16 protein-coding genes are annotated in these 21785 nt (G+C 71.8%); 11 read left to right on the top strand and 5 right to left on the bottom strand.

The genetic code is table 11. The features are described 5' to 3' along the window. Together PV734_RS43570 and PV734_RS43565 are read right to left on the bottom strand one after the other, a co-directional pair. Positions 1-5308 (bottom strand): polyketide synthase (locus PV734_RS43570; RefSeq protein WP_319294825.1); only part of this gene is annotated, 5308 nt, incomplete at its 3' end. Positions 5309-5839: 531 nt separating this feature from the next. Then, the gene (locus PV734_RS43565) at positions 5840-7306 is read right to left on the bottom strand and encodes an MFS transporter (RefSeq protein WP_319098200.1); all 1467 of its coding nucleotides are present in this window, start codon (positions 7304-7306) and stop codon (positions 5840-5842) included. A 145-nt stretch (positions 7307-7451) separates the two neighbouring features. Here PV734_RS43565 and PV734_RS43560 point away from each other — a divergent pair, with 145 nt between their 5' ends. Beyond that, complete coding sequence (locus tag PV734_RS43560) at positions 7452-7907, top strand: MarR family winged helix-turn-helix transcriptional regulator (RefSeq protein WP_319098201.1); 456 nt, start codon at positions 7452-7454, stop codon at positions 7905-7907. Positions 7908-8083: 176 nt separating this feature from the next. Continuing rightward, positions 8084-9394, top strand: coding sequence for a beta-ketoacyl-[acyl-carrier-protein] synthase family protein (locus PV734_RS43555; protein ID WP_319098203.1), 1311 nt, complete (start codon positions 8084-8086; stop codon positions 9392-9394). A 38-nt stretch (positions 9395-9432) separates the two neighbouring features. On the opposite strand, the gene PV734_RS43550 is transcribed toward PV734_RS43555, so the two are convergent. Further along, on the bottom strand, positions 9433-10476 hold the full coding sequence (locus tag PV734_RS43550) for a Ku protein (protein ID WP_319294823.1): 1044 nt from the start codon (positions 10474-10476) through the stop codon (positions 9433-9435). A 56-nt stretch (positions 10477-10532) separates the two neighbouring features. Between PV734_RS43550 and ligD the strand changes: the two genes are divergently transcribed. Further along, a complete protein-coding gene (ligD, locus tag PV734_RS43545; RefSeq protein ID WP_319098207.1) occupies positions 10533-11405 on the top strand; it encodes a non-homologous end-joining DNA ligase in 873 nt (290 codons plus the stop codon). A gap of 72 nt (positions 11406-11477) precedes the next feature. On the opposite strand, the gene PV734_RS43540 is transcribed toward ligD, so the two are convergent. After that, complete coding sequence (locus PV734_RS43540) at positions 11478-12281, bottom strand: nuclease-related domain-containing protein (RefSeq protein ID WP_319098208.1); 804 nt, start codon at positions 12279-12281, stop codon at positions 11478-11480. Between the two features lie 122 nt (positions 12282-12403). On the opposite strand from PV734_RS43540, the gene PV734_RS43535 reads away from it, so the two are divergent. From PV734_RS43535 to PV734_RS43510, 6 genes are all read left to right on the top strand, one after another. Further along, on the top strand, positions 12404-12910 hold the full coding sequence (locus tag PV734_RS43535; RefSeq protein WP_319098210.1) for a dual specificity protein phosphatase family protein: 507 nt from the start codon (positions 12404-12406) through the stop codon (positions 12908-12910). A 169-nt stretch (positions 12911-13079) separates the two neighbouring features. Beyond that, complete coding sequence (locus PV734_RS43530; protein ID WP_415924373.1) at positions 13080-13868, top strand: hypothetical protein; 789 nt, start codon at positions 13080-13082, stop codon at positions 13866-13868. After that, complete coding sequence (locus PV734_RS43525; protein ID WP_319098211.1) at positions 13865-15196, top strand: HAMP domain-containing sensor histidine kinase; 1332 nt, start codon at positions 13865-13867, stop codon at positions 15194-15196. The genes PV734_RS43530 and PV734_RS43525 overlap by 4 nt, the downstream gene beginning before the upstream one ends. A 67-nt stretch (positions 15197-15263) precedes the next feature. Further along, entirely contained in the window at positions 15264-15800 is a 537-nt protein-coding gene (locus PV734_RS43520; protein WP_319098212.1) for an SH3 domain-containing protein, read from the top strand. Positions 15801-15905: 105 nt separating this feature from the next. Then, positions 15906-17324, top strand: a complete 1419-nt coding sequence (locus tag PV734_RS43515) for an FtsW/RodA/SpoVE family cell cycle protein (protein ID WP_319098213.1) — start codon at positions 15906-15908, stop codon at positions 17322-17324. A 35-nt stretch (positions 17325-17359) separates the two neighbouring features. Then, positions 17360-18817, top strand: coding sequence for a penicillin-binding transpeptidase domain-containing protein (locus tag PV734_RS43510; protein ID WP_319294822.1), 1458 nt, complete (start codon positions 17360-17362; stop codon positions 18815-18817). Between the two features lie 263 nt (positions 18818-19080). On the opposite strand, the gene PV734_RS43505 is transcribed toward PV734_RS43510, so the two are convergent. Continuing rightward, entirely contained in the window at positions 19081-19935 is an 855-nt protein-coding gene (locus PV734_RS43505; protein ID WP_319098217.1) for a hypothetical protein, read from the bottom strand. A gap of 120 nt (positions 19936-20055) precedes the next feature. On the opposite strand from PV734_RS43505, the gene PV734_RS43500 reads away from it, so the two are divergent. Together PV734_RS43500 and PV734_RS43495 are read left to right on the top strand one after the other, a co-directional pair. Then, positions 20056-20985 (top strand): diiron oxygenase, encoded by a 930-nt coding sequence (locus PV734_RS43500; protein ID WP_319294821.1) that lies wholly within the window; start codon positions 20056-20058, stop codon positions 20983-20985. 137 nt (positions 20986-21122) lie between these two features. Next, complete coding sequence (locus tag PV734_RS43495; RefSeq protein ID WP_319098219.1) at positions 21123-21779, top strand: TetR/AcrR family transcriptional regulator; 657 nt, start codon at positions 21123-21125, stop codon at positions 21777-21779. The last annotated feature ends 6 nt before the right edge of the window (positions 21780-21785 follow it).

The following is a 21785-nucleotide window of genomic DNA, read 5'->3' as shown; positions in this document are numbered from 1 at the left end:
GATCCGGCTCGATCATGTCCACCGGATACCCCGTGCGCTCACTGATGATCTCCAACACCACCCCCAACACCCCCGCCTCCGTGAACCCCCCAGCGGCGGACACGGGAGCAGGCGCGGGTACGGCGTAGAGCGCGGGCGGGTAGGTGGGCGCGCTCCCCGGCGCCGGCTGCCCGACCGGGGGCTCGACCGCCCGCAGGGTCTCCGGTGCCGTCGGCCCGGGTATCCACTGGCCCGGCGCCGCACCGAAGTAGGTGAGGAGTACGTCCCGTTGGGCGGCGACCATCTCGCGGCTGGTGCGCAGGAACTCGGAGATCAGCGCGTCCCGGCCGGCGGCCGGGGTGGCGTCCTGGTCATTCGCGGTCACTGTGGTCGTCTCCACTACGCGTCGGGCCGGTGCGAGGGCACCGGGGAGGAGTTCGCCGGCGGCGGTGCGGACCAGGTGGCCGTCGACCGTCCAGCCGGGCCGCTTGGGCGCCTTGGTCCGGGTCGCGTCGACGGCGTCGCGCCCGTGGAACAGCCAGCCGGTGCGTACCGGCAGTCCCGCGACGGCCAGTTGGGCCAGCGCGTCCAGCCAGCCGCGCAGTCCGGCGTCCGGACGCGGTTCGCAGGCGACCGTGCGGTGCGGGCGGTCGCCGAGGATCTGGCCGACCAGCCGGGTCAGTACGGAGCCGGGCCCGGCCTCGACGAAGACGCGGGCGCCCGCCTCGTACATGGCCTCGATCTGGGCGACGAAACCGACCGGGGCACCGATCTGGGCAGCGAGTTCGGCACGCACCGCGTCGGCGTCGGCGCCGTAGGGGGCGGCCGTCCGGTTGGACCACACCGTGAACTCGGGCGCGTGGACGGGCTGTTGGGCCAGGGCCGTCGCGAATCGCTCGCCCGCCCCGGCGACCAGCGGGCTGTGGAACGCACAGGCGACGGGGATGCGCTTCGCGCCGAGCCCGGCGGCGCGCAGCACCCGTACGGCCTCGTCGACCGCCTCCGTCGGGCCTGAGATCACCGTCTGCTTGGGCGAGTTGTGGTTGGCGACGACCACCGATGCGGGCGCGTCCGCCGCGCGCAGGGCCGCCGTGACATCCTCGGCTCCCGCCGACACCGCCGCCATGGTGCCCGGGTCGTCGCCGTTGGCCTGGGTAGCCGCCGACAGGATCGCGGTCGCGCGTTCCGTGCTCAGGGCGAGAAGGGTCTCCGGGTCGAGGGCGCCGGCCGCGCTGAGGGCGACGAGTTCGCCGTAGCTGTGTCCGGCGGCCATGTCGGGGCGTACGCCTGCCGTGGTGAGGAGGGCGTGGGCGGCGAGGCCGGCGATGCCCAGGGCGGGCTGGGCGGTCCGGGTGTCGGTGAGGGCGGTGTGCTGGCGGTCGCGGCTGGAGTCGTCGAAGGCGGTGGGCGGGTAGAGGAGGTCGGCGTGGTCGCGGCCCAGTTCCAGGTAGTACTGGAGTTCGGGAAGCGCCACGAACACGTCGGCGAGCATCCCGGTCCGCTGACTGCCCTGCCCGGGGAAGAGGAAGGCGACCTGGCCCGGCGCCTGCCCCGAACCCTCCTCCTGCTCCCGCTCCTGGTGCTGGTGCTGGTGCTGCGCGAGGTGGACTCCGGCGCGCGGATCGTGCTCGCCCGCCAGCGCCCGCCGCAGCTGTCCGACGAGACCTGCCGTGTCCGTCGCCACGACCGCCACCTGTACGGGCTCGTGGCGGGCGTCGGAGCGGCGCGAGGCGGCGAGCGCGAGGTCGCGCAGCCGCCAGGAGGACTGCTCGTCCTCGGCCGCTTTCAGCACGTCCTCGATCGCTCGCCGCGCCCCGGCCGGATCGGCCGCCCGGAACGTGAGCAGTTCGGCGGGCCAGGAGTCGAGCGTGTGCGCGGGCGGGGCGGAGTCCGCGTAGGCCTCCAGCACCACATGGAAGTTGGTGCCGCCGAAGCCGAACGCGCTGAGCCCTGCCCGGCGTTCGCGTGCCGGCGCCGCCCAGGGCCGGGTCCGTGCGTGGAACGCGAACGGGCTACTGGTCTCGTCCCAGGCCGCGTTGGGCTTGCTGACGTGCAGGGTGGGCGGCTTCACCCCGGTGTGCAGGGCGAGCACCGTCTTGATGAGGCCGGCCAGTCCGGCGGCGCACTTGGTGTGCCCGATCTGTGACTTCACCGAACCGAGGGCGACAGCACCCGGCCTGGCTCCGGCCTCGCTGAACACCTCGCTCAGGATGGCGAGTTCGGTGCGGTCACCGACCACGGTTCCGGTGCCGTGCGCCTCGACGAGCCCGACCTCCGCGGGCGAGACCCCGGCGTTGCGGTAGGCCCGCCGCAGCGCGGCCCGCTGGCCCTCGGGCCGGGGAGCCGTCAGCCCGAGGGAACGCCCGTCGCTGGAGCTGCCGACTCCCTTGATGACCCCGTAGATCCGGTCGCCGTCGCGCTCGGCGTCCGACAGCCGCTTCAGTACGACGCACGCGACGCCCTCCCCCAGCGCGATCCCGTCCGCCGAACTGTCGAAGGCGCGCGAACGCCCCGTCGGAGAGAGGGCGTGCACGGAGGAGAAGAGCACATAGTCGTTGATGCCGTTGTGCAGGTCGGCGCCGCCGCACAGCACGACGTCACTGGTCCCGCCCACCAGTTCCTTGCAGGCCACGTCGACGGCGGCGAGGGACGAGGCACACGCGGCGTCGACCGTGTAGTTGGCGCCGCCGAGGTCGAGGCGGTTGGCGATCCGGCCGGAGATCACGTTGGAGAGCATGCCCGGGAAGGAGTCCTCGGTGAGCCGGGGCAGCTGATCCGCGAGCCCGTCCGGCACCTTGCCGTAGTACGACGGCAGTACGGCCCGCAGCGTGCCCGCGTTGGACAGGTCGCTGCCCGCCTCCGCGCCGAAGACGACCGAGGTGCGCGAGCGGTCGAACTCCCGCCCCCGCTCGCCGTATCCGGCGTGCGCCAGGGCCCGGCGTGCGGCTTCGAGGGCCAGCAGCTGGACGGGCTCGATGCTGCCGAGCGAGGTGGGCGGAATGCCGTAGGACAGCGGGTCGAAGGGGATGCGAGGCAGGAAGCCGCCCCACTTCGAGGGCGTGACGCCACCCTCCCCGTCCGGTGCCGAGTAGTGCACGGCGGGGTCCCAGCGGTCGGTGGGCACCTCCGCCACCGCGTCGTGACCGCCGAGGACGTTCGCCCAGAAGGCGGCGAGGTCGGGGGCGTCCGGGAACATACAGGCCATGCCCACCACGGCGACGTCGAGGGGCGCGGGCGGCGGGGCCTCGGTGTCCTCCTCGGCCACCGGCACACCGAGCCGCTCCCGCAGCTGGGCCGCCCGCCCGGTGAGGAAGTCGGCGGCGCCGTCGGCCACGGAGTGGTGCAGAGCCTCGATGGTGGTGGTCGCCGAGCGCAGTACGGCGACTTCCCCGGCCATGAACATGCCCTCGGCGAGCTGCCGTTGCTCGTCCACCGCCGCCAACTCGCCCCCGGTGTCCCGCTCGACGCCCTTGCTGGCGATGCGCAGCCGCCCGACGTTGAGCCGCTCCAGCCGCTCCCAGATCTGCCGCTCGGGCACCCCGCTCGCCCGCAACTCCGCCTCGAACTCACGGTAGTTGTCGCTGAACGGGCTGGGTACGCATCGGGTGGCGTGACCGGGCGCCGTCTCCAGCAGCGCTGTACTCGTCGCGTCGACGACCTGCCGCTGGAAGAGCGGCTGGACCGCTCCGCAGACCACCGCCTCCTCGGTGAACAGGTAGGCGGTGCCCATCAGTACGCCCACGGACGCGCCGCGCGCGGTCAACGGGGCGGCGAGTGCGGCGACCATCGCGGCCGAGCGCTCGTCATGGATCCCGCCCGCGAAGAACACCTCTATCCGCTCGGCAGTGTCCTCCCCGGCTCCGGCCAAGTAGTCCTCGATGACGGCGAGTTGGGCCTCCCAGAGCGGAAAGCTGCCGCGCGGTCCGACATGCCCGCCGCACTCCGACCCCTCGAACACGAACCGGCGTGCCCCGGCCTCCAGGAACTGCCTCAGCAGGCCCGGCGAGGGCACGTGCAGGAAGGTGCTGATCCCGGCCCGCTCCAGCGCCTCGGCCTGGGCGGGTCGTCCGCCCGCGATGATCGCGTGCGTGGGCCGCAGCTCCCGTACGGCTTCGAGTTGGGCGTTTCGCAGTTCCTCGGGCGCGAACCCGAGCACGCCCACACCCCAGGGCCGGTCCTCCCCGACGGCCTCCCGGGTCTCGGCCAGCATGGCCCGGCTCTGCTCGCCGCTGGCGAGAGCCAGCGCGACGAACGGCAGCGCACCGCCCCCGGCGACGGCCGCGGCGAACCGTGCCTGGTCACTGACGCGGGTCATCGGCCCCTGGGCGAGAGGGAGTCGGGTGCCCAGCGCCCGACTCATCGGAGAACCGGCACGCAACGCCCGCACGGGCCCCGCACCTCGCCCGCCATCCCGTACGTCGTCTCGCGCACCGTCCCGTACGACATCCCGTACGACGTCTCGGACCGCTTCGGTGAGGGCGCGGACCGTGCGGGCGGTGTCGCCCCAGTGGTCGGCGAAGCGGGCGGCGAGGAAGCCGTCCTGGCCGACCGGGAGGAGCTGGGTGCGCGGGTCCTGGGCGCCGAGCATCGCCGCCACCGCGGCCGGATCACCGGCCGGGACGGGTGGGGCGTCGGGACCGCGCCGGTGCAGTACGCGGTGGCCGGCCACGACGACGGTCTCCGAGCCGTCCATCGAGCGGAGCGCCGCCGCCGTGGCCTCCGGCAGTGCGGACTCGGCGAGCAGGGCGAGTTGGCTGTCGAGTACGACGCCCGCCGCTCCCCCGGCGACGGCCGCGGCGGCCGTACGGGGGCCGATGCCGCCGCGCGCCCAGACGGGGAGGTCGATGCCGGGTTCGGCGAGGAGCCGTTGCAGGAGGACGAAGGTGCTGAGCTCGCCGATCCGGCCGCCGCCGTCGCTGCCCCGGGCGATCAGCCCATGCGCACCGGCGTGGACGGCCGCGAGGGCCTCCCGCAGGTCGGTGACCTCGACGAGGACGCGGTGGTGGGCGGCGACCTCGGCGACCGGCCGGAACGCGTCGGCGGCATCGGGGGCGAGGATCACGGTGTCGGGGGCACCGTCGCCGACCAGGTCGGCGGGGGTGAGCCGGCAGTGGGGCCCGATCCGTACGCCGTAGCGGAAGCCGGGGGCGGAGGGGGCCGCGAGGTGGCGTATTCGGGCCAGCGCGTCTCTGGCTCTCCGGTCACCGAGGCCCAGGTCGAGTACGCCCAGACCGCCCGCGCGGCTGACCGCGGCGGCGAGCCGTGCGTCGGGCTCACCGAAGGGGGTGACTCCAATGATCATGTCAACGGCGCGCACGACAGACGTCATGATTCTCCGAAATACTCGGTGAAACTGCACGGTGGGGGTTTTGTGGCGCGGAAGCACTTCACCTGAGAGGGAAACCACGGGGAAGCTAGCGCCGACATTACTCACGAGTCAACATGGCGTGGAACATTCCGTATGCGGCCGATTCCATTCGGCCACCACCGTGCACCCGTACCAAGTCCCGAAAAACCGCCCAATTCCAATCAGTTTCGACGTCGCCGCAGTCCGGCGGCGTACCTCTGGATGTCAGCAAGCCGTCAGACAGCCAGGTGAATTCACTTCCGCCTCACGCCTCGGAAACACGGCGGGCAGGGGATGTAAACCTTGTAAATTCCTCGCGTACGCATCGCGACGGCCGAATCCGGGCATGCCGAAGTGGTCGCTTCGGCACGGCCAAAGGCCACTGTCCGGCGACACTGACAGACCATCTAATTCCACACCCCCTGTCCGAACAAGAGGCCTGACACGACAGAACGAGCCGACCTCCCGGCAGGAACCCGGGGGATCGGCTCGCTACGAGGGCCGGAGTGGCGGTCAGGCCTTGGCCTCGGACACCTCCGGGGCGTGGGCCTCCGGAGCCGGCTCGGCCAACGCGTCGGCCTCGGCCGCGCGCACCGGGATGAGGAAGGCGACGACCGACGCCGCGAGGCCGACACCGCAGCCGATCATCATGGCGGCCCGGAACCCGGCCTCCGAGGGCAGCGCGAAGCCGCCGAAGTCGGTGGTCATCTGGGCCAGCACGACGCCGATGACAGCGGCCGAGACCGAGCTTCCGATCGAACGCATCAGGCTGTTGAAGCTGTTGGCGGAAGCCGTCTCGGACGACGGGACCGCGCCCATGATGAGCGCCGGCATGGCGCCGTAGGCGAAACCGACACCCGTACCGCAGACGATGGTCACCGCCAGCAGGCCCCACACGGAGGCGGAGCCGATCAGCGGCAGGGAGACGCCGTATCCGACGGCGATGATCAGGCCGCCGACGGAGAGCGTGATCCTGGGGCCGGACTTGGCGGAGAGCATGGCGCCGACCGGCGACATGACCATCATCATCAGGCCGGCCGGAGCCATCCACAGCCCCATGGCGAGCATGGACTCGCCGAGTCCGTAGCCGGTCTCCTTGGGCAGCTGCATGAGCTGCGGGATGACCAGGGACTGCGCGTACATCGCGAACCCGACGAGGATCGAGGCCGCGTTGGTCATCAGCACCTGCGGCCGGGCGGTCACGCGCAGGTCCACCAGCGGGTCGGTGTTGCGCAGCTCCCACCAGCCCCAGGCCGGCAGCGAGACCACGGCGACGGCGAACAGCCCGAGAGTGGTGCCGCTGCCCCAGCCCCAGTCGGCACCCTTCGACACGGCGAGGAGCAGGGAGATCAGCGCGGTGCCGAGCCCGATCGCGCCGAGCACGTCGAAGCGCCCGGCGGTGGTGTTCTCGCGCCCCGCGGGCACGAAGAGGGAGATCAGCGTGCCGACGGCGAGGGACAGCGCGGCCACGACCCAGAACAGCACGCGCCAGCTGGCGTTCTCGGCGATCGCCGCGGCGAACGGCAGTCCGAGCGCACCGCCGACACCCATGGACGCGCTCATGATCGCGATGGACGAACCGAGCTTCTCCGCCGGTACGACGTCACGCATCAGGCTGATACCCAGGGGCACCACGCCCATGCCCATGCCCTGCAGCGCCCGTCCCGCGATCATCGGGAGCACGGAGGAGGACAGCGCGCAGACGACGGAACCCAGGATGAGCGGCAGGAGCGAGAGGAGCAGCATGCGCTTCTTGCCGTACATGTCGCCGAGTCGGCCGGCGACCGGGGTCACGACCGCCGCGGCGAGCAGGGTGGCGGTGATCACCCAGGAAGCGTTCGAGGCGGAGGTGTCGAGCAGGGTCGGCAGCTCCCCGATCAGCGGGACCACGAGGGTCTGCGTGATCGCGGCCACGATGCCGGCGAAGGCGAGGATGCCGACAACTCTGCCGGAGCCGGCGTCGGGCTTGGAACTGTCCACTGGGTCGCTCCCTCGGAGAGGACGTAGATGATTCGATGTGCATAATGCACGAGAGGTGCATCATACATATCGCCGGTGAACGCATTAACTTGGCAGGGGGCCCGCCGAGGGGAAGGCCCGTTCAGGAGCCGAAGGAAGCAGCCGCATGGACAAACCCGTTGATCTGGTCGAGTTCGAGATGATGCTGCTCGGTCGGTACATGCACCTGCTCTCGCCGACGGCGCGGGGCATGGTGGGACGGCTCGACCGCAGCGCCTACATCGTCCTCAGCCGTATCCAGGCGGAGGGGCCGATGTCCATCGGCCAGCTCAGCGCCGCGTTCGGCCTGGACGTGTCCACGCTCAACCGGCAGACCGCCGCGATGGTCCGCGCCGGAATCGTCGAACGCATCCCCGACCCCGAGGGAGGCATCGCGCGCAAGTTCGCGATGACAGAGGAGGGCGAGCGCCGACTGGCGGCCGACCGGGAAGGGAACCGGGAGGGCCTGACCAAGGTGGTGGCCGACTGGACGGCCGAGGAGGTCGCGGACTTCGCCGCCCATCTGAGCCGCCTCAACCGTGACGTGGAGCGACTGGACGGCCGACCTTGGCCGCGCGACTGAGCGGCGCCACCGGGACGGGCAGCCGGGCCGGGCAGCCGACGGGACGAGCAACCGCCAAGAGGTGGACGCCCGTTCACACTTGAAGCGTGAACCATCTGGGCATGAATCGCCCCTGCCATGGGCAGGGTCGAGGTGCGCCGACCGTCCCGCGCCGCACTTCGGGAGGCAGCCCCGTCATGCACTCCGAGCCGGACCCCCGTACGCGTCGGCCTTCACACCACGCCGTCCCGCGCCGGGTCGTCGTCACCGGCCTGGGCGCTGTCACCCCGCTCGGCGTCGGAGTCCCCGCCCTCTGGCACGGTCTCCTCGAAGGCCGGTGCGGCATAAGGGAGTTGACCGGCGAGGAGTTCAGCGGCCTGCCGGTCCGGGTGGCGGGCACGGTCCCGGTGGACCCGGCCGGGCTGCTCCCCCGCACCCAGGCCCGCCGGATGAACCGGGCCGCGCAGTTCGGCGTACTGGCGGCGCGGGAGGCCTGGCGGGACGCGGGCTTCGACGGTTCGGGCACGGCGGCGAGCGGTCTGTCCCCCGAGCGTGTGGGGGTGTCCGTGGGCGCGATCCTGGGCGACGCGTCGGTCCTCGTCGGCGGCGACCGCAGACTCCGCGACAAGGGCCCCCGCGCGGTCTCGCCGCTCACCACCCCCATGACGGTGCCGTCACAGGCGGCGTCCCAGATCTCGCTGGCCCTGCGCATCACGGGCGAGGCCCGCACGGTGACCAGCGCCTGCGCGTCGGGCACGGAGGCGATCGGCCAGGCGATAGACCGCATCCGGTACGGCCATGTCGACATCGCCCTCGCGGGAGGCGCCGAGGCTGTCGTCACACCGGCGATCATGGCGTCGTTCGCCGCGATGCGTGCCCTGTCGACACATCCCGCCGGGGAGCTGCCGTCCCGCCCCTTCGCCAGGGACCGGGACGGTTTCGTCAACGGCGAGGGCGCGGGCTTCCTGCTCCTGGAGTCCGAGGAGCACGCCCGGGCGAGGGGCGCCCGCGTCTACTGCGAGGCGGCCGGCTGGGGCCTGTCGGCCGATGCCCACCACATGGCGGCACCGGACCCGTCCGGCACCGGCGTGGCCCTGGCCCTGCACCGCGCCCTGCGCGACGCCGGAGGCCGCCCCGCCGACGTGATCCACGTCAACGCCCACGCCACGGCCACGATCGACGGCGACCTCGCGGAGGCGAACGCGCTGCGGGCGGTCCTGGGCGTACTGGGCACGCCTCGCGTCCCCGTCACGGCCCTCAAGGGACACCTCGGCCATCTCCAGGGCGCAGCGGGCGGGGTGGAGGCGGTGGCCACGGTCCTGACCCTGCACCACGGCACGATCCCTCCGACGATCGGCTGCGCGGAGGGTGAGCAGGACGAGGCGATCGAGCTGGACGTGGTGCGGGGCGGGCCCCGCCCGCTGCCCGACCACGGCGATCTGGCCCTCAGCAACTCGTTCGGCTTCGGCGGGCACAACGCGGTGCTGGCGCTGCGACGGGCGGGATAGGACTGGGAGCGAGGTCAGGGAGGAGAGGGAGGACGGGGTCACGCCGGACGCTTACGAGGGGCGGCCTTCCTGGCGGGGGCTTTCTTGGCCGTGGCCTTCTTGGCGGCGCTGGTCGACTTCGTGGCGCCGGTGGTGGCTTTCTTGGCGGTGGAGGTCTTCTTCGCGGCAGCCTTCTTCGCCGTGGAGGTCGACTTCTTGCCGACCTCCTCCTTCGGCGACGGCTTGGCGGTCGTACGGGCTGTCGTACGAGCCGTGGCCCGCGCCCGAATGGGCTCGACGTCCGCCTCCTCCACCACCACCCGCTCGCCCCGCGACTCCTTGGCCTCCCGCACGCTCTTCTCCAGCGCGGCCATCAGGTCGAGCACCTTGCCGCCACCGCTCGGCGCCGGGGCGTGCGGTGCCTCCTCGCCGGAGGCCTTCGCCGCGATGAGTTCCTCGACGGCCTCGCGGTAGTCGTCGTGGAGGTCGGCGAGATCGACTTCGCCGAGGGTGGCCATGAGGGCGTCGGCGAGATCGAGTTCCTGGTCCCGCACGGTGACGCCGGCATCCGGCGCGACACCGTCGGTGGCCCGGATCTCGTCGGGCCAGAGCAGCCCGTGCATCGCGATGACGTCGTCGACGACCCTCAGCATGCCGAGCCGTTCCCGCCCCCGGAGCGCGAACTTGGCGATGGCGACCTTCTTGCTGCGCTTCAGCGCCTCCCGCAGCAGGGTGTAGGGCTTGGCGGCCGGGACCCCGTTCGCGGAGAGGTAGTAGGCGGTGTCCATCTGCAGTGGATCGATACGGTCACCGGGCACGAAGGCGACGATCTCGATGGTCTTGGCGGTCGGCAGTGGCAGCGACCCCAGATCCTCGTCCGTGATCGGGATCATCGCCCCGTCTGCACCCTCGTACGCCTTTCCGATCTCATCGCTTCTGACCTCGCGGTCCTCCAGCTCGCACACCTTGCGATAGCGGATGCGACCGCCGTCCTCGACGTGGATCTGCCGGAAGGAGATCGAGTGGCTCTCGGTGGCGTTCACGAGCTTGATCGGGATGCTGACCAGCCCGAAGGAGATGGCGCCGTTCCATATGGATCGCACGGGGTGAACCTTCCTTCGGTGACGTCTTTGCCCTGTTTTCGTGGGATTCTCATCGTATGACGCCGATCACGGAGGTGGCCGGGCGAAGGGTGTCCCTCTCCAACCTGGAGAAGGTGATCCACCCGGCGACCGGCTTCACCAAGGGTGAGCTGCTGCACTACTACGCCACCACGGCCGACGTGCTCCTCCCCCACCTCCACGACCGCCCGGTGTCCTTCCTGCGCTACCCGGACGGCCCCGACGGCCAGGTCTTCTTCGCCAAGAACGTCCCGCCCGGTACGCCCGACTGGGTCACGACGGCTCATGTGCCGCGCTCGGAGGGCCCGGCGCGCATGGTCCTGATCCAGGACCTCCCCTCGCTGATGTGGGCGGCGAACCTGGTCACGGAGTTCCACACCCCGCAGTGGCTGATCGACGCCCCCGGCGAGGCCGACCGCATGGTCCTCGACCTGGACCCCGGCCATCCGGCGACGATCGTGGAGTGCTGCGAGGTGGCGCTCTGGCTACGGGAGCGGCTGGCGGCGGACGGGATCGAGGCGTACGCGAAGACGTCCGGCTCGAAGGGCCTGCACCTCCTTACGGCGCCGGCGACCCGCACCCCGTCCGGCGAGATCACGGCGTACGCGAAGGAACTGGCGGTCGAGGCGGAACGCGCCCTCCCCCACCTGGTCGTCCACCGCATGACGCGCAGCCTGCGCCCGGGGAAGGTCTTCGTCGACTACAGCCAGAACGCGGCCCGAAAGACGACGGCGACCCCGTACACCCTGCGGGCACGCGCCGAACCGACGGCGTCCACACCGGTGACGTGGGAGGAGGTGGCGGGGTGCACGGCACCGGGCCAACTCATGTTCGGGGCGGGGGACATCGGGGCCCGGCTGGACAGGTACGGGGACCTGCTGGCTCCGCTCGTGCCGCCGCGGCCGACCTGACGGTCGCCGGCCTGCTCAGAGGAGACGGTCAGGTGACTCCGAGCCAGAAGTCGGGGCAGGCCGGTGTCGCCGTCACACCCGCCCCCAGGTCCCCCGGTCCCGGGCCACCGCGTGCAGTGCCTCCACGTCCGCCGGTTTCAGGACGCCCCCCGACCTCGCGAGGTCGGACAGGTCCGTGTCCAGGAGGACCCTGACCTCTCTCAGCGGCACCGCCACCCTCAGGTCGGCCGGGCCCGCCAGGGCCAGGACCGGGTGGACCTCCGCCGTCAGGGCGTACGAGGCCCGGTCCGCGTCCGAGCGGACCCGGCGGAGGAGGGGACGGGGATCGCGGCGGCCCAGGGAGACCATCGGGTCGGCCACCAGGACCCGCTGCTTACGGGCGTACAGGGTGTGGACCGCGAACAGACCACCCGGGCCGATCAGCAGATGGTGGAGCCGGTCGCCGCCGGGGAGCAGGATCGAGTGCAGGGTGTGCCAGCCCGCGCCCTCCAGCGCCTCCAGGGCCCCGCCCACCGCCTGTTCCGCCGCCAGGGCACGCCTTCGGGGGTCCGGGCGCAGGCGGTGCGGTGGGCCCGGGTCACGGTCGAGGGCGATCTGGAGGGCCTCGCCGGGGCGGTTCGGGGCCAGGTCGTCGTCGGGGTGGAGGGACAGGCGGGCCAACTCCGCCGGGGTCGGGACCGGGGGCGGCCCCACCGTCACCGGGCCCGTCAGGAACGGGCCCAGGGCTTCCAGTACGTCCCCTCTGAGGTCGTCGCTCAGCAGGTTGACCCGGGACGACTCACGGTCGTACCAGGCGATGTTCCGCCCGTCCGTCAGACACACGTACAGCCGCTCGTGGCCTTGGCGCCAGGCCGGTACGACGCGCAGTCCGCTCATCCACCATCACCCCAATCCCCGCACGGCCATGGGAACAGGCGGGGTGCTGCCGGGGCAAGAACCCGGCTACCTTTGGAGGAAGTTGGGGCGGATTCGGTTGCCCGAGTGGGGAGGCGGCGTAGTTGCGGACCCGCAGGAAACAGCCCGACGTACCGGCTCCTGGCGAGCCTTGGAGTGAGATCGTGCCCGGGCTGTGGATGGGCGGACACGAGTTCACGAGTCGCCCCGGGGAGCTGCGATTCGCCGTCGTGCACGATGAGTTCGACCTGGTCGTGACCCTGCTGAGGCTGCCGGGGTACGGGCCGGATCCCGGTGTCGAGCATCACGTGTGGTCGATTCCGGACGGGCCGCTCGACGGGACCCAGCTCGCCGGTGTGATCCGGCTCGCGGAGACCGTGTGCACCGCGTTGGAGGACGGGCGCAGTGTGCTGGTGCGCTGCTACAGCGGGTACAACCGGTCGGGGCTCGTCGTCGCGCACGCCCTCGTCCACGACGGGCACAGCACCGACGAGGCGATCCGGCTCATCAGATCCCGCCGCTCCCCCTGGGCCCTGCACAACCAGCTGTTCGTCGAGTATCTGCGGACGGGCCTGCCCACGGCCCGGCTGCTGGAGGAACTGGCCGAGTAGGCGGACCCGCGGGGGGTGGGACCGCCGGAGCCACCCGCTCGGCCCCGGTCAGCCCGATCGGCCCCGTTCGGCCCGCCCGGAAAATGCGGCTCCCCTGCGAATAAGGTGTCGTGGACGAGGCGACCCCGCCCGCCACACCCGCCCCGGCCCGTCCCGCCGCAGGAGTGCAGTGAAACCCAGCCGCACCTCCCGTGTCCCGCAGCACGTCTCACGCGTCTCACGCACCCTTCTCGCCACCCTGACCCTTGCCGTCCTCGCCTCCGGCTGCGGTGACGCGGGCGGGCTGCGTGGTGCCGGGCCGACCGCCACCGCCGTCAGTCCCGCCCGGCTCTGGCCCGACCTGCCCGCCGCCTCCAGCCCCGCCTTCGACTACGGCGAGGCCGAGACCGAGACCGTGAAGGGCATCACCGCCCCCGGCGACGACATCCACAAGGTCGACCCGGTGGCCGTCGTACGAGCGGAGATCGCCGCGCACCCCGACGTGTACACCGCCGACGGCGCCCCGTACGCCGGCACGGGCGCCGGCATGGCCGCCTGCGGCCGGAAGGGCCGTACCGGCGTCTGTCCCGTCCTCAAGGCCTACTACCGCGACCTCACCGGCGACGGCCGCGACGACATGGCCCTCGGTTTCCGGCTGCTGCCGGGCAACGGGACGGCCGTACGGGTGTACACCTTCCAGCGGCACAAGCTGGTGCAGATCATGGCCAACGACGACGCCGTGACCGCCGTGGAACTGGCCGGCCGGGCCGTGATCATCCGTTCGCCGTCGCAGATCCCGGGGTACGAGTACCGCACCCAGTGGACCTGGGACGCCGACCAGAAGGCGATGCTGCTCACCCGGGACGAGTTCCTGCGCACCGGCCGACCCAAGCGCACACACGCTCCCCGTGCGGCTTCCTCGGCCGCGGCCTCCGCTGCTGCCGCCTCCGCGGCTGCCTCGTCCGCGAGTGCCCGATGAGGGTCGCGCTGCCCGGGTGGGCAGGAACCCTCGCCGCCAAGGCCGCGCTGTTCATCACCGGGATGTGCTGCGCGCTCGCCGCGCTGCTCGGCGTCCTCGTGCATGTCTCGGTGACCCATCAGACCGTCGACCAGGCCCGTGACCGCGCCCTGTCCCGGCTGGTGGAGGCCACGGCCGAGTACGAGGCGGGTGACACCCTCCGGCCGCACGCCGGTATCGATCCCGAGGGGCTGCCGAAGGCGCTGCGGGCGCTCGCGGCGGCCGGGGAACGCGGCACGATGGTCACCGACCACGACGGGGTGCCGACGATGTGGGCGGCCGGTCCGGCGAACGGCGGGCACGCGCTCGCCGTCGCGCTCGACTACTCGCAGAGCGCCCGGACGATCGAGGGCCTCGACCGGGCCATCCTGTGGTCGTCGGGTCTCGCCATCGGCGCGACGCTGCTGGTCGGCGCGTTCGCGGTGACCCGGGTGACCCGTCGGCTGCACGCGACCGCCCAGGTGGCCCGCCGGATCAGCGCCGGCGACCTGGACGCCCGCGTCGACGACGCCCGTACGCAGGATCCGAACCGTTCGCCGGACGAGGTCGCCGCCGTCGCCGCCGCGCTCGACACGATGGCCGCCTCGCTGCAGCGCAAACTGCTCAGCGAGCAGCGTTTCACGGCCGACGTGGCCCACGAGCTGCGCACCCCGCTCACCGGGCTGCACGCGGCGGCCGAACTGCTGCCGCCCGGGCGGCCGACCGAGCTGGTCAGGGACCGGGTCGCCGCGCTGCGTACGCTCACCGAGGACCTGCTCGAAATCTCCCGGCTGGACACGGGCAAGGAGCGGCTGGAGGTCGACACCGAGCCGCTCGGCGCCCTCGCCGAACGGGTCGTGCGGGTAGTAAGGGCCTCGGGGAACTCGGCGCAGCCGGGCACCTCCGGGAGTCCGGGGGCGCCTGGACCCGACACGGAGATCGTCGTGGTCCGTGACGCCCGAGTCGACACCGACCGGCGTCGGCTCGAACGGGTGCTCGGCAATCTGGTCGCCAACGCCCACCGGCACGGCCGTACGCCCGTGACGCTGACCATCGACGGGCCGGTCGTGACCGTGCGGGACCACGGGGACGGTTTCCCGGATTACGTGGTGGAGCACGGGCCGCAGCGGTTCCGCACGGAGGGCGGGGCGACCGGGCACGGGCTCGGGCTGACGATCGCGTTGGGCCAGGCGGAGGTACTGGGCGCCCGACTGACCTTCACCAACGTGCCGAAGAGCGCGGGGGGCGGCGCCCTGGCGACGCTCAGCCTGGCCGAATCGCGGGGGCTCGCCACCAACGGCCCAGTGTGACGGGCGCCTTACACGACCGGCTCCTAGCGTGGCGGTTAGTCAGCTCTGCACGGCCAAAGGAGCCCACATGTCACCGCGGACCACCCTGACCCGCCTCGGCATAACCGCCGCCGCCACCGCGCTCTCCCTCGGCGCGGTCACCCCGGCACTCGCGAGCCCCGCCGACGACGACTGGGGCAGCAGCTGGAACCAGCAGCAGCCGCCGCCGAACAACCAGAGCAACACGAACAACCCGAACCAGAACAACCAGAACCAGAACCCGAACAATCAGAACCAGAACAGCCAGAGCAACCAGAACAACCAGAGCGGCAACCACCAGAGCGGCAACGGCGACTGGAGCCAGCACAACAACACCAGCAGCAACGCCGTCCTCTACAAGGGGATCGTCACCGCCAACGGCGGACTGCGGCTGCGCAGCGCGCCGAATCGCGGCAGCGCGATCATCCGGGTCGCCCCCAAGGGCTCGATCGTCACCATCTTCTGCAAGGTCGGCGGTGAGAACGTCGACGGCAACTCGCTCTGGTACCTCCTCACGGACGGCACCTGGGCCTGGGGCGCCGCCCGCTACATCGACAACATCGGCGCCGCGCCACGCTTCTGCTGACACGTCGGCCGGCCGGCCGGCCGCCTCACTCACCCGGCAGACACCAGACGTGACCCCATAGGCCACATCAGCCAATAAGTTGTGAACTTTGGGTAGGTTCCGGACATGACGAAGCCCGGAACCACCGTGGCGGCGGAGTACGAGGAATCCCCGAAGCCCTGGCTCTCGGAGCCCGTCGATCCCTCCGATCCCGCCCCGCGCGTCCCCCGGCGCCGTGGCATCGAGCTGGCCCTCATCGTCGTCGCCGTCCTCCTCTGCGTGTACGGCTACTGCGATGTGGGCCTCGCGAGGAACGGCACCGTCCCGCCCGGCGCCGCCGGCTACGGCGCCGGGCTCGGCGTGCTCGCTCTCCTCGCCCATGTCGCGGTGCGGCGGCGCGCCCCCTGCGCCGACCCGCTGCTGCTGCCCATCGGGGTGCTGCTCAACGGCCTCGGTCTGGTCCTCATCCACCGGCTCGACCTGGAGACGCCGGGGCACCGGGCCGCCCCCGCCCAACTCGTCTGGTCCACGGTCGGCGTGGCGCTGTTCATCGTGGTCGTCGTCCTGCTGCGCGACCACCGGGTCCTCCAGCGGTACGCGTACGTCTGTGTGGCCGCCGCCCTGGTCCTGCTGACCCTCCCGATCTTCTTCCCGTCGGTGAACGGGGCCCGCATCTGGGTCCGGATCGCCGGATTCTCCATCCAGCCCGGCGAGTTCGCGAAGGTACTGCTGGCGGTCTTCTTCGCCGCGTACCTCGCCGCCAACCGGAACGCGCTGGCGTACACCGGCCGCCAGATCTGGCGGCTGCGCCGACTGCAGCTTCCCACCGGGCGGGTCCTCGGCCCGATCGTGGCGATCTGGCTGATCAGCGTCGGCGTACTGGTCCTGGAGCGCGATCTCGGCACCTCGCTCCTCTTCTTCGGCCTCTTCGTGGTCCTCCTGTACGTGGCCACGGGCCGCACCGGCTGGATCGCGGTCGGTCTGCTGCTGGCCGCGCTGGGCGCCTTCGCCGTCGGCACCCTCGAACCGCACGTCCACAGCCGGGTCGAGGACTGGCTGCACCCGTTCGCGACGATCGAGGCGGGGCAGGGGCCCAACCAGCTCTCCCAGTCGCTGTTCGCGTTCGCGGCGGGCGGCACGCTCGGCACCGGGCTGGGCCGCGGCCACTCGATCCTGATCGGCTTCGCCGCCAAGTCGGACTTCATCCTGGCGACCGCGGGCGAGGAACTGGGGCTGGCCGGCCTCGCCGCGATCGTCATCCTGTACGCCCTGCTGGTGGAACGCGGTTACCGGGCGGGCCTGTCGTTGCGCGACCCCTTCGGCCGGTTGCTCGCGGTCGGCCTCGCCTCGATCGTGGCGCTCCAGGTGTTCGTGATCGCGGGCGGGGTGTCGGGCCTCATCCCGCTCACCGGTATGGCGATGCCGTTCCTGGCGCAGGGAGGCTCGTCCGTCGTCACCAACTGGATCATCGTGGCGCTGCTGATCCGGATCAGTGACTCGGCCCGCCGTGGGCACAACGACGACGACGGGCGGCCCACACCATGACAAGGCAGCCCGAACGGGCCAGAAAATCACGGCAGATGACGCGTTGCATCAAACACGCCGCACTCTTCTGCGCCCTGCTGCTCCTCGCCCTTCTCGTCAACGTCACCCGTGTACAGGTCGTCCAGGCCCAGCGCTACGACGACAACCCGGCCAACCGCCGCCAGGTGATCGCCCGTTACGGCCAGCCGCGCGGGACCATCCTGGTCGGCGGCAGGCCGGTCACCGGGTCAGCCGACACCGGGGAGCAGCTCCGCTACGAACGGACGTACAAGAACGGCCCGTTGTACGCCCCGGTCACCGGCTTCGCCTCCCAGGTGTACGGGACGACGTTCCTGGAGCACGCGGAGGACGGCGTCCTGTCGGGCACCGATCCGCTGCTCTCCCCGTTCCCGCTGTGGAACGACGTGACGCGGGCGCGGAATCCCGGCGGCAGGGTGGTGACGACCATCGACCCGGCCGCCCAGCGGGCCGCCTTCGAGGGGCTCGCCGGGCGCAAGGGCGCGGTGGCGGCCGTGGAACCGTCGACGGGCCGCATCCTCGCCCTGGTCTCCGCGCCCTCGTACGACCCCTCCGTCCTGTCCGGCAACAGGCGTTCCGTGGAACGGAGTTGGCGGCGGCTGAACGGCGATCCCGACAAGCCGATGCTCAACCGGGCGGCGCGGCAGACGTATCCACCGGGTTCGACGTTCAAGGTGGTCACGGCGGCGGCGGCCCTCGACGCCGGGGTGATCACCGATCTGGACGAGCCGACCCGCTCCCCCGATCCGTACCGTCTCCCCGGTACGTCCACGGCGCTGACGAACGAGGGCGCTGGCTGTGCGGACGCCTCGCTGCGGGACGCGTTCACCTGGTCGTGCAACACCGTCTTCGCCAAGCTGGGCGTGGACGTGGGTGTCGCCGGCCTGGCGACCACGGCGAACGGCTTCGGCTTCAACGACTCGGGGCTGCGTATCCCCTTCTCGGTCGCGCGCAGCACCTTCGACCGCCACGTCGACAGGGCGCAGTTGGCGCTGTCCGCGATCGGCCAGTACAACACGCGGGCCACGCCGTTGCAGATGGCCCTGGTCGCGGCGGCGGTCGCCAACGGCGGTCAGGTGCCTTCCCCTTACCTGGTGGAGCGGACAACCACCGTGCACGGTACGACAGTTGCCACTCCGGGGGTACGGAGTCGGCTCCGGGCGATGAGTCCGTCGACGGCCGTACGGATGCGGGAGCTGATGCGGGACGTCGTGGAGCGGGGCACCGGTACCAACGCGGCGATCCCCGGGGCGATCGTCGGCGGCAAGACCGGCACCGCCCAGCACGGCATCGGCAACTCCGGTACGCCGTACGCCTGGTTCGTCTCCTGGGGGCAGGGCGGACGGGACGTCGAGCCGACGGTGGCCGTCGCGGTGGTGGTCGAGGACGCCTCCGCCGACCGTACGGACATCAGCGGGGGCGGGACGGCGGCTCCGATCGCCCGGGCGGTGATGGAGGCGGTGCTCGGCAGCTGAGGCACGTCCGGGGCCGAGGTGGGCAGAGGTGCCGTCGGCGGGGTGGCGCCCGGTGCTGGTGGGTCGCGCGGCCCGGCGCTGTACGGGGTGCCGCTCTCGGTGGGACGGGTGCCGCCCCTGGCGGCACGCATGCCCGCAGCTGGGCGGGGCCGCAGCCAGGCAACCGGGCCGGCCGACGACGGCCTTCAGGGGCGCGAGGAACTGCGCGACAAGCCCCCACCCGGCCGCAGTCAGGCACTCCGGCCGGCCGACGGAGTCAGGACTCAGCCGATCGGTTTCCTGATCTCCTCGCGGATCTTGACTGCGGTCTCGGCCGCCGCCGCGAGGTCCACCTGGGCGGGATCCTTCGTGACCGTGTCGGCGGTGATCTCGGCGATGGAAGCACCGGTGTTGCCGTCCACCCAGCCGCAGACGGGGATGGTGATCTTCGTACCGAGCTGGGTCTGGACGAGCACCTCGCAGGTGACGGTGACGTCGGAGCCGGCCGGCTTGAAGTCCCTGGGCTTGACGGCGACCTTGGCACCCTCACCGCCCGCCGCGCCCTCCATCATGTTGTCGCGGGCCAGGCCGGTGTTCTTGAACCGTCCGTACATGCCGGAGATCACCAGCGTGCCCTGCGCCTGGTCGCCGCCGAGGCTGTACTGACCGACCACCGCCTTGGTGTCCCGGGCGTCCCAGGCACCGTCGGCCTCGTCCTCGATGGTCTTGCCCTCGGCGCCGGAGAGATCGCCGGCGAGCTCGTACTTCTCGTCGAGGACCTTCTGGGGCAGCGTCAGCTTGTACTCGGCCTCGGGAAAGCCGCTGTCGGACTTCGTCACGAACCAGACGAGCACGGCCACACCCACCACGACCAGCGCGACCACACCGCCGATGATGCCGAGGATCAGACCGAGCCGGCTCTTCTTGGGCGGCTGCACCGACGCACCCCAGGGAGCGGGTGCGGGCGCGCCGTAGGGCTGCTGCCCGTAAGGGGGCGGGCCCGGCGGCTGCTGGCCGCCGTACGGACCGGGCTGCGGGGCCTGGTACGGCGGCGGAGGCGGCTGCTGGCCGTAGGGCCCCGAAGTCGGGGGCGGGCCGAAGGGGTTGTCGGGCGGCTGGGGCGGCGGAGTCGTGGACACGCCACGCACGCTACTGCACTCGGGTGACTTCATAAGCCCCGGATAAGGCCACGTACAGAGCTACGCGTAAGTAGCTCCCGGGGGATTGACCCACTTGCTGACAAGCGGTCTCATAAGAATGTGACGACAGTGACGGAAGCCGAGACACTCCGCGACGCCCTCGGGGTGCTCAAGGACCGCGAGCAGGTGGCCGAACGGCTCCTCGACGCGTCCGCGAAGCACTCCTTCGACCCCGACAGGGAACTGGACTGGGACGCCCCCTTCGAGGACGGCAAGTGGTTCTGGCCGCCCGAGCTGGTCTCCCTGTACGGCACTCCGCTGTGGAAACGGATGAGCGAGGAGCAGCGCATCCTGCTCTCCCGCCATGAGGCGGCGGCGCTCGCCTCGCTCGGCATCTGGTTCGAGATCATCCTGATGCAGCTCCTCGTACGGCACATCTACGACAAGGCGGCGACGAGCGCGCACGTCCGCTACGCCCTGACGGAGATCGAGGACGAGTGCCGTCACTCGAAGATGTTCGCCCGTCTGATCAGCCGCGGCGGCACCCCGTACTACCCGGTCAGCCGGGCGCACCAGAACCTCGGCCGCTTCTTCAAGACGGTGTCGACCACCCCCGGTTCCTTCACGGCGACCCTGCTCGGCGAGGAGGTCCTCGACTGGATGCAGCGCCTCACGTTCCCGGACGAGCGCGTCCAGCCGCTGATCAGGGGCGTGACGAGAATCCATGTGGTGGAGGAGGCCCGGCACGTCCGGTACGCCCGGGAGGAACTCCGCCGCCAGATGGTGACGGCGCCGAGATGGTCCCAGGAGTACACCCGCGTCAGCTCCGGCGAGTTCGCGCGGATCTTCTCGGTCGCGTTCGTCAACCCCGACGTCTACGCGAACGTGGGGCTGGACAAGGCGGAGGCGATGGCTCAGGTCCGGGCGAGCGCGCACCGGCGGGAGGTCATGCAGACCGGGGCACGGCGGCTCACGGACTTCCTGGACGACATCGGGGTACTGCGGGGTGTCGGCCGACGGCTGTGGAAGGCGTCGGGGCTACTGGCTTGAATGCAAGGTGCGGCCCGACGACTGCGGCCCGAAAAGCACGGGGCGCAGCCCCGGCTTTTCAGGGGCGCGGGGAACTGCGCGACCAGCCACGACGCACCCGCACATACCCCCACACCCACCCCGACTACCCTGCACACATGCCCCCCGCCGCCCCCGCCTACCGCCGCCTGAGCGTCGAGGAGCGGCGCAGCCAGCTCCTCGACGCCGCCCTCTCCCTCTTCGCCCACCGCCCCCCGGAGGACGTCTCGCTCGACGACGTCGCCGAGGCCGCCGGCGTCTCCCGCCCCCTCGTGTACCGCTACTTCCCCGGCGGCAAGCAGCAGCTGTACGAGGCCGCGCTCCGCTCCGCCGCCGAGGAACTCGAACTCTGCTTCGACGAACCCCCCGAGGGCCCGCTCCCCCAGCGCCTCGCCCGCGCCCTCGACCGCTATCTCACCTTCGTCGACGAGCACGACGCCGGTTTCAGCGCCCTCCTCCAGGGCGGCAGCGTCGTCGAGACGTCCCGTACGACGGCCATAGTGGACCGGGTGCGCCGTACCGCCGCCGAGCACATCCTCAGCCATCTCGGGGTCGAGGAACCGGGCTCCCGGCTGCGGATGACCGTACGGATGTGGATCACCTCGGTCGAGGCGGCCTCGCTGATCTGGCTGGACGAGGGCAAGGATCCGCCGGTCGACGAGCTGCGGGACTGGCTGGTCGAGCAGTTCCTGGCGGTTCTCACCGTGACCGCCGGCCGCGACCCGCAGACCGCGGCCGTCGTGCGCGACGCGCTCGGCTCGACGACGCCGACCTGACGCACC

The sequence above is a fragment of the Streptomyces sp. AK08-02 genome (assembly GCF_033795085.1).
Classification (GTDB): domain Bacteria; phylum Actinomycetota; class Actinomycetes; order Streptomycetales; family Streptomycetaceae; genus Streptomyces; species Streptomyces echiniscabiei.
Note: the sequence above shows the minus strand (reverse complement) of the source record. Positions and strands in the feature narration are given on the sequence as shown.

Excerpts from the sequence above, each read along its gene's own strand:
- PV734_RS43495 (WP_319098219.1), top strand. The coding sequence starts at position 21,123 with ATGCCCCCCGCCGCCCCCGCCTACCGCCGCCTGAGCGTCGAGGAGCGG.
- PV734_RS43515 (WP_319098213.1), top strand. The coding sequence starts at position 15,906 with ATGACGAAGCCCGGAACCACCGTGGCGGCGGAGTACGAGGAATCCCCG.
- PV734_RS43555 (WP_319098203.1), top strand. The coding sequence starts at position 8,084 with ATGCACTCCGAGCCGGACCCCCGTACGCGTCGGCCTTCACACCACGCC.
- PV734_RS43525 (WP_319098211.1), top strand. The coding sequence starts at position 13,865 with ATGAGGGTCGCGCTGCCCGGGTGGGCAGGAACCCTCGCCGCCAAGGCC.
- PV734_RS43510 (WP_319294822.1), top strand. The coding sequence starts at position 17,360 with ATGACGCGTTGCATCAAACACGCCGCACTCTTCTGCGCCCTGCTGCTC.
- PV734_RS43520 (WP_319098212.1), top strand. The coding sequence starts at position 15,264 with ATGTCACCGCGGACCACCCTGACCCGCCTCGGCATAACCGCCGCCGCC.
- ligD (WP_319098207.1), top strand. The coding sequence starts at position 10,533 with ATGACGCCGATCACGGAGGTGGCCGGGCGAAGGGTGTCCCTCTCCAAC.
- PV734_RS43560 (WP_319098201.1), top strand. The coding sequence starts at position 7,452 with ATGGACAAACCCGTTGATCTGGTCGAGTTCGAGATGATGCTGCTCGGT.
- PV734_RS43540 (WP_319098208.1), bottom strand. The coding sequence starts at position 12,281 with ATGAGCGGACTGCGCGTCGTACCGGCCTGGCGCCAAGGCCACGAGCGG.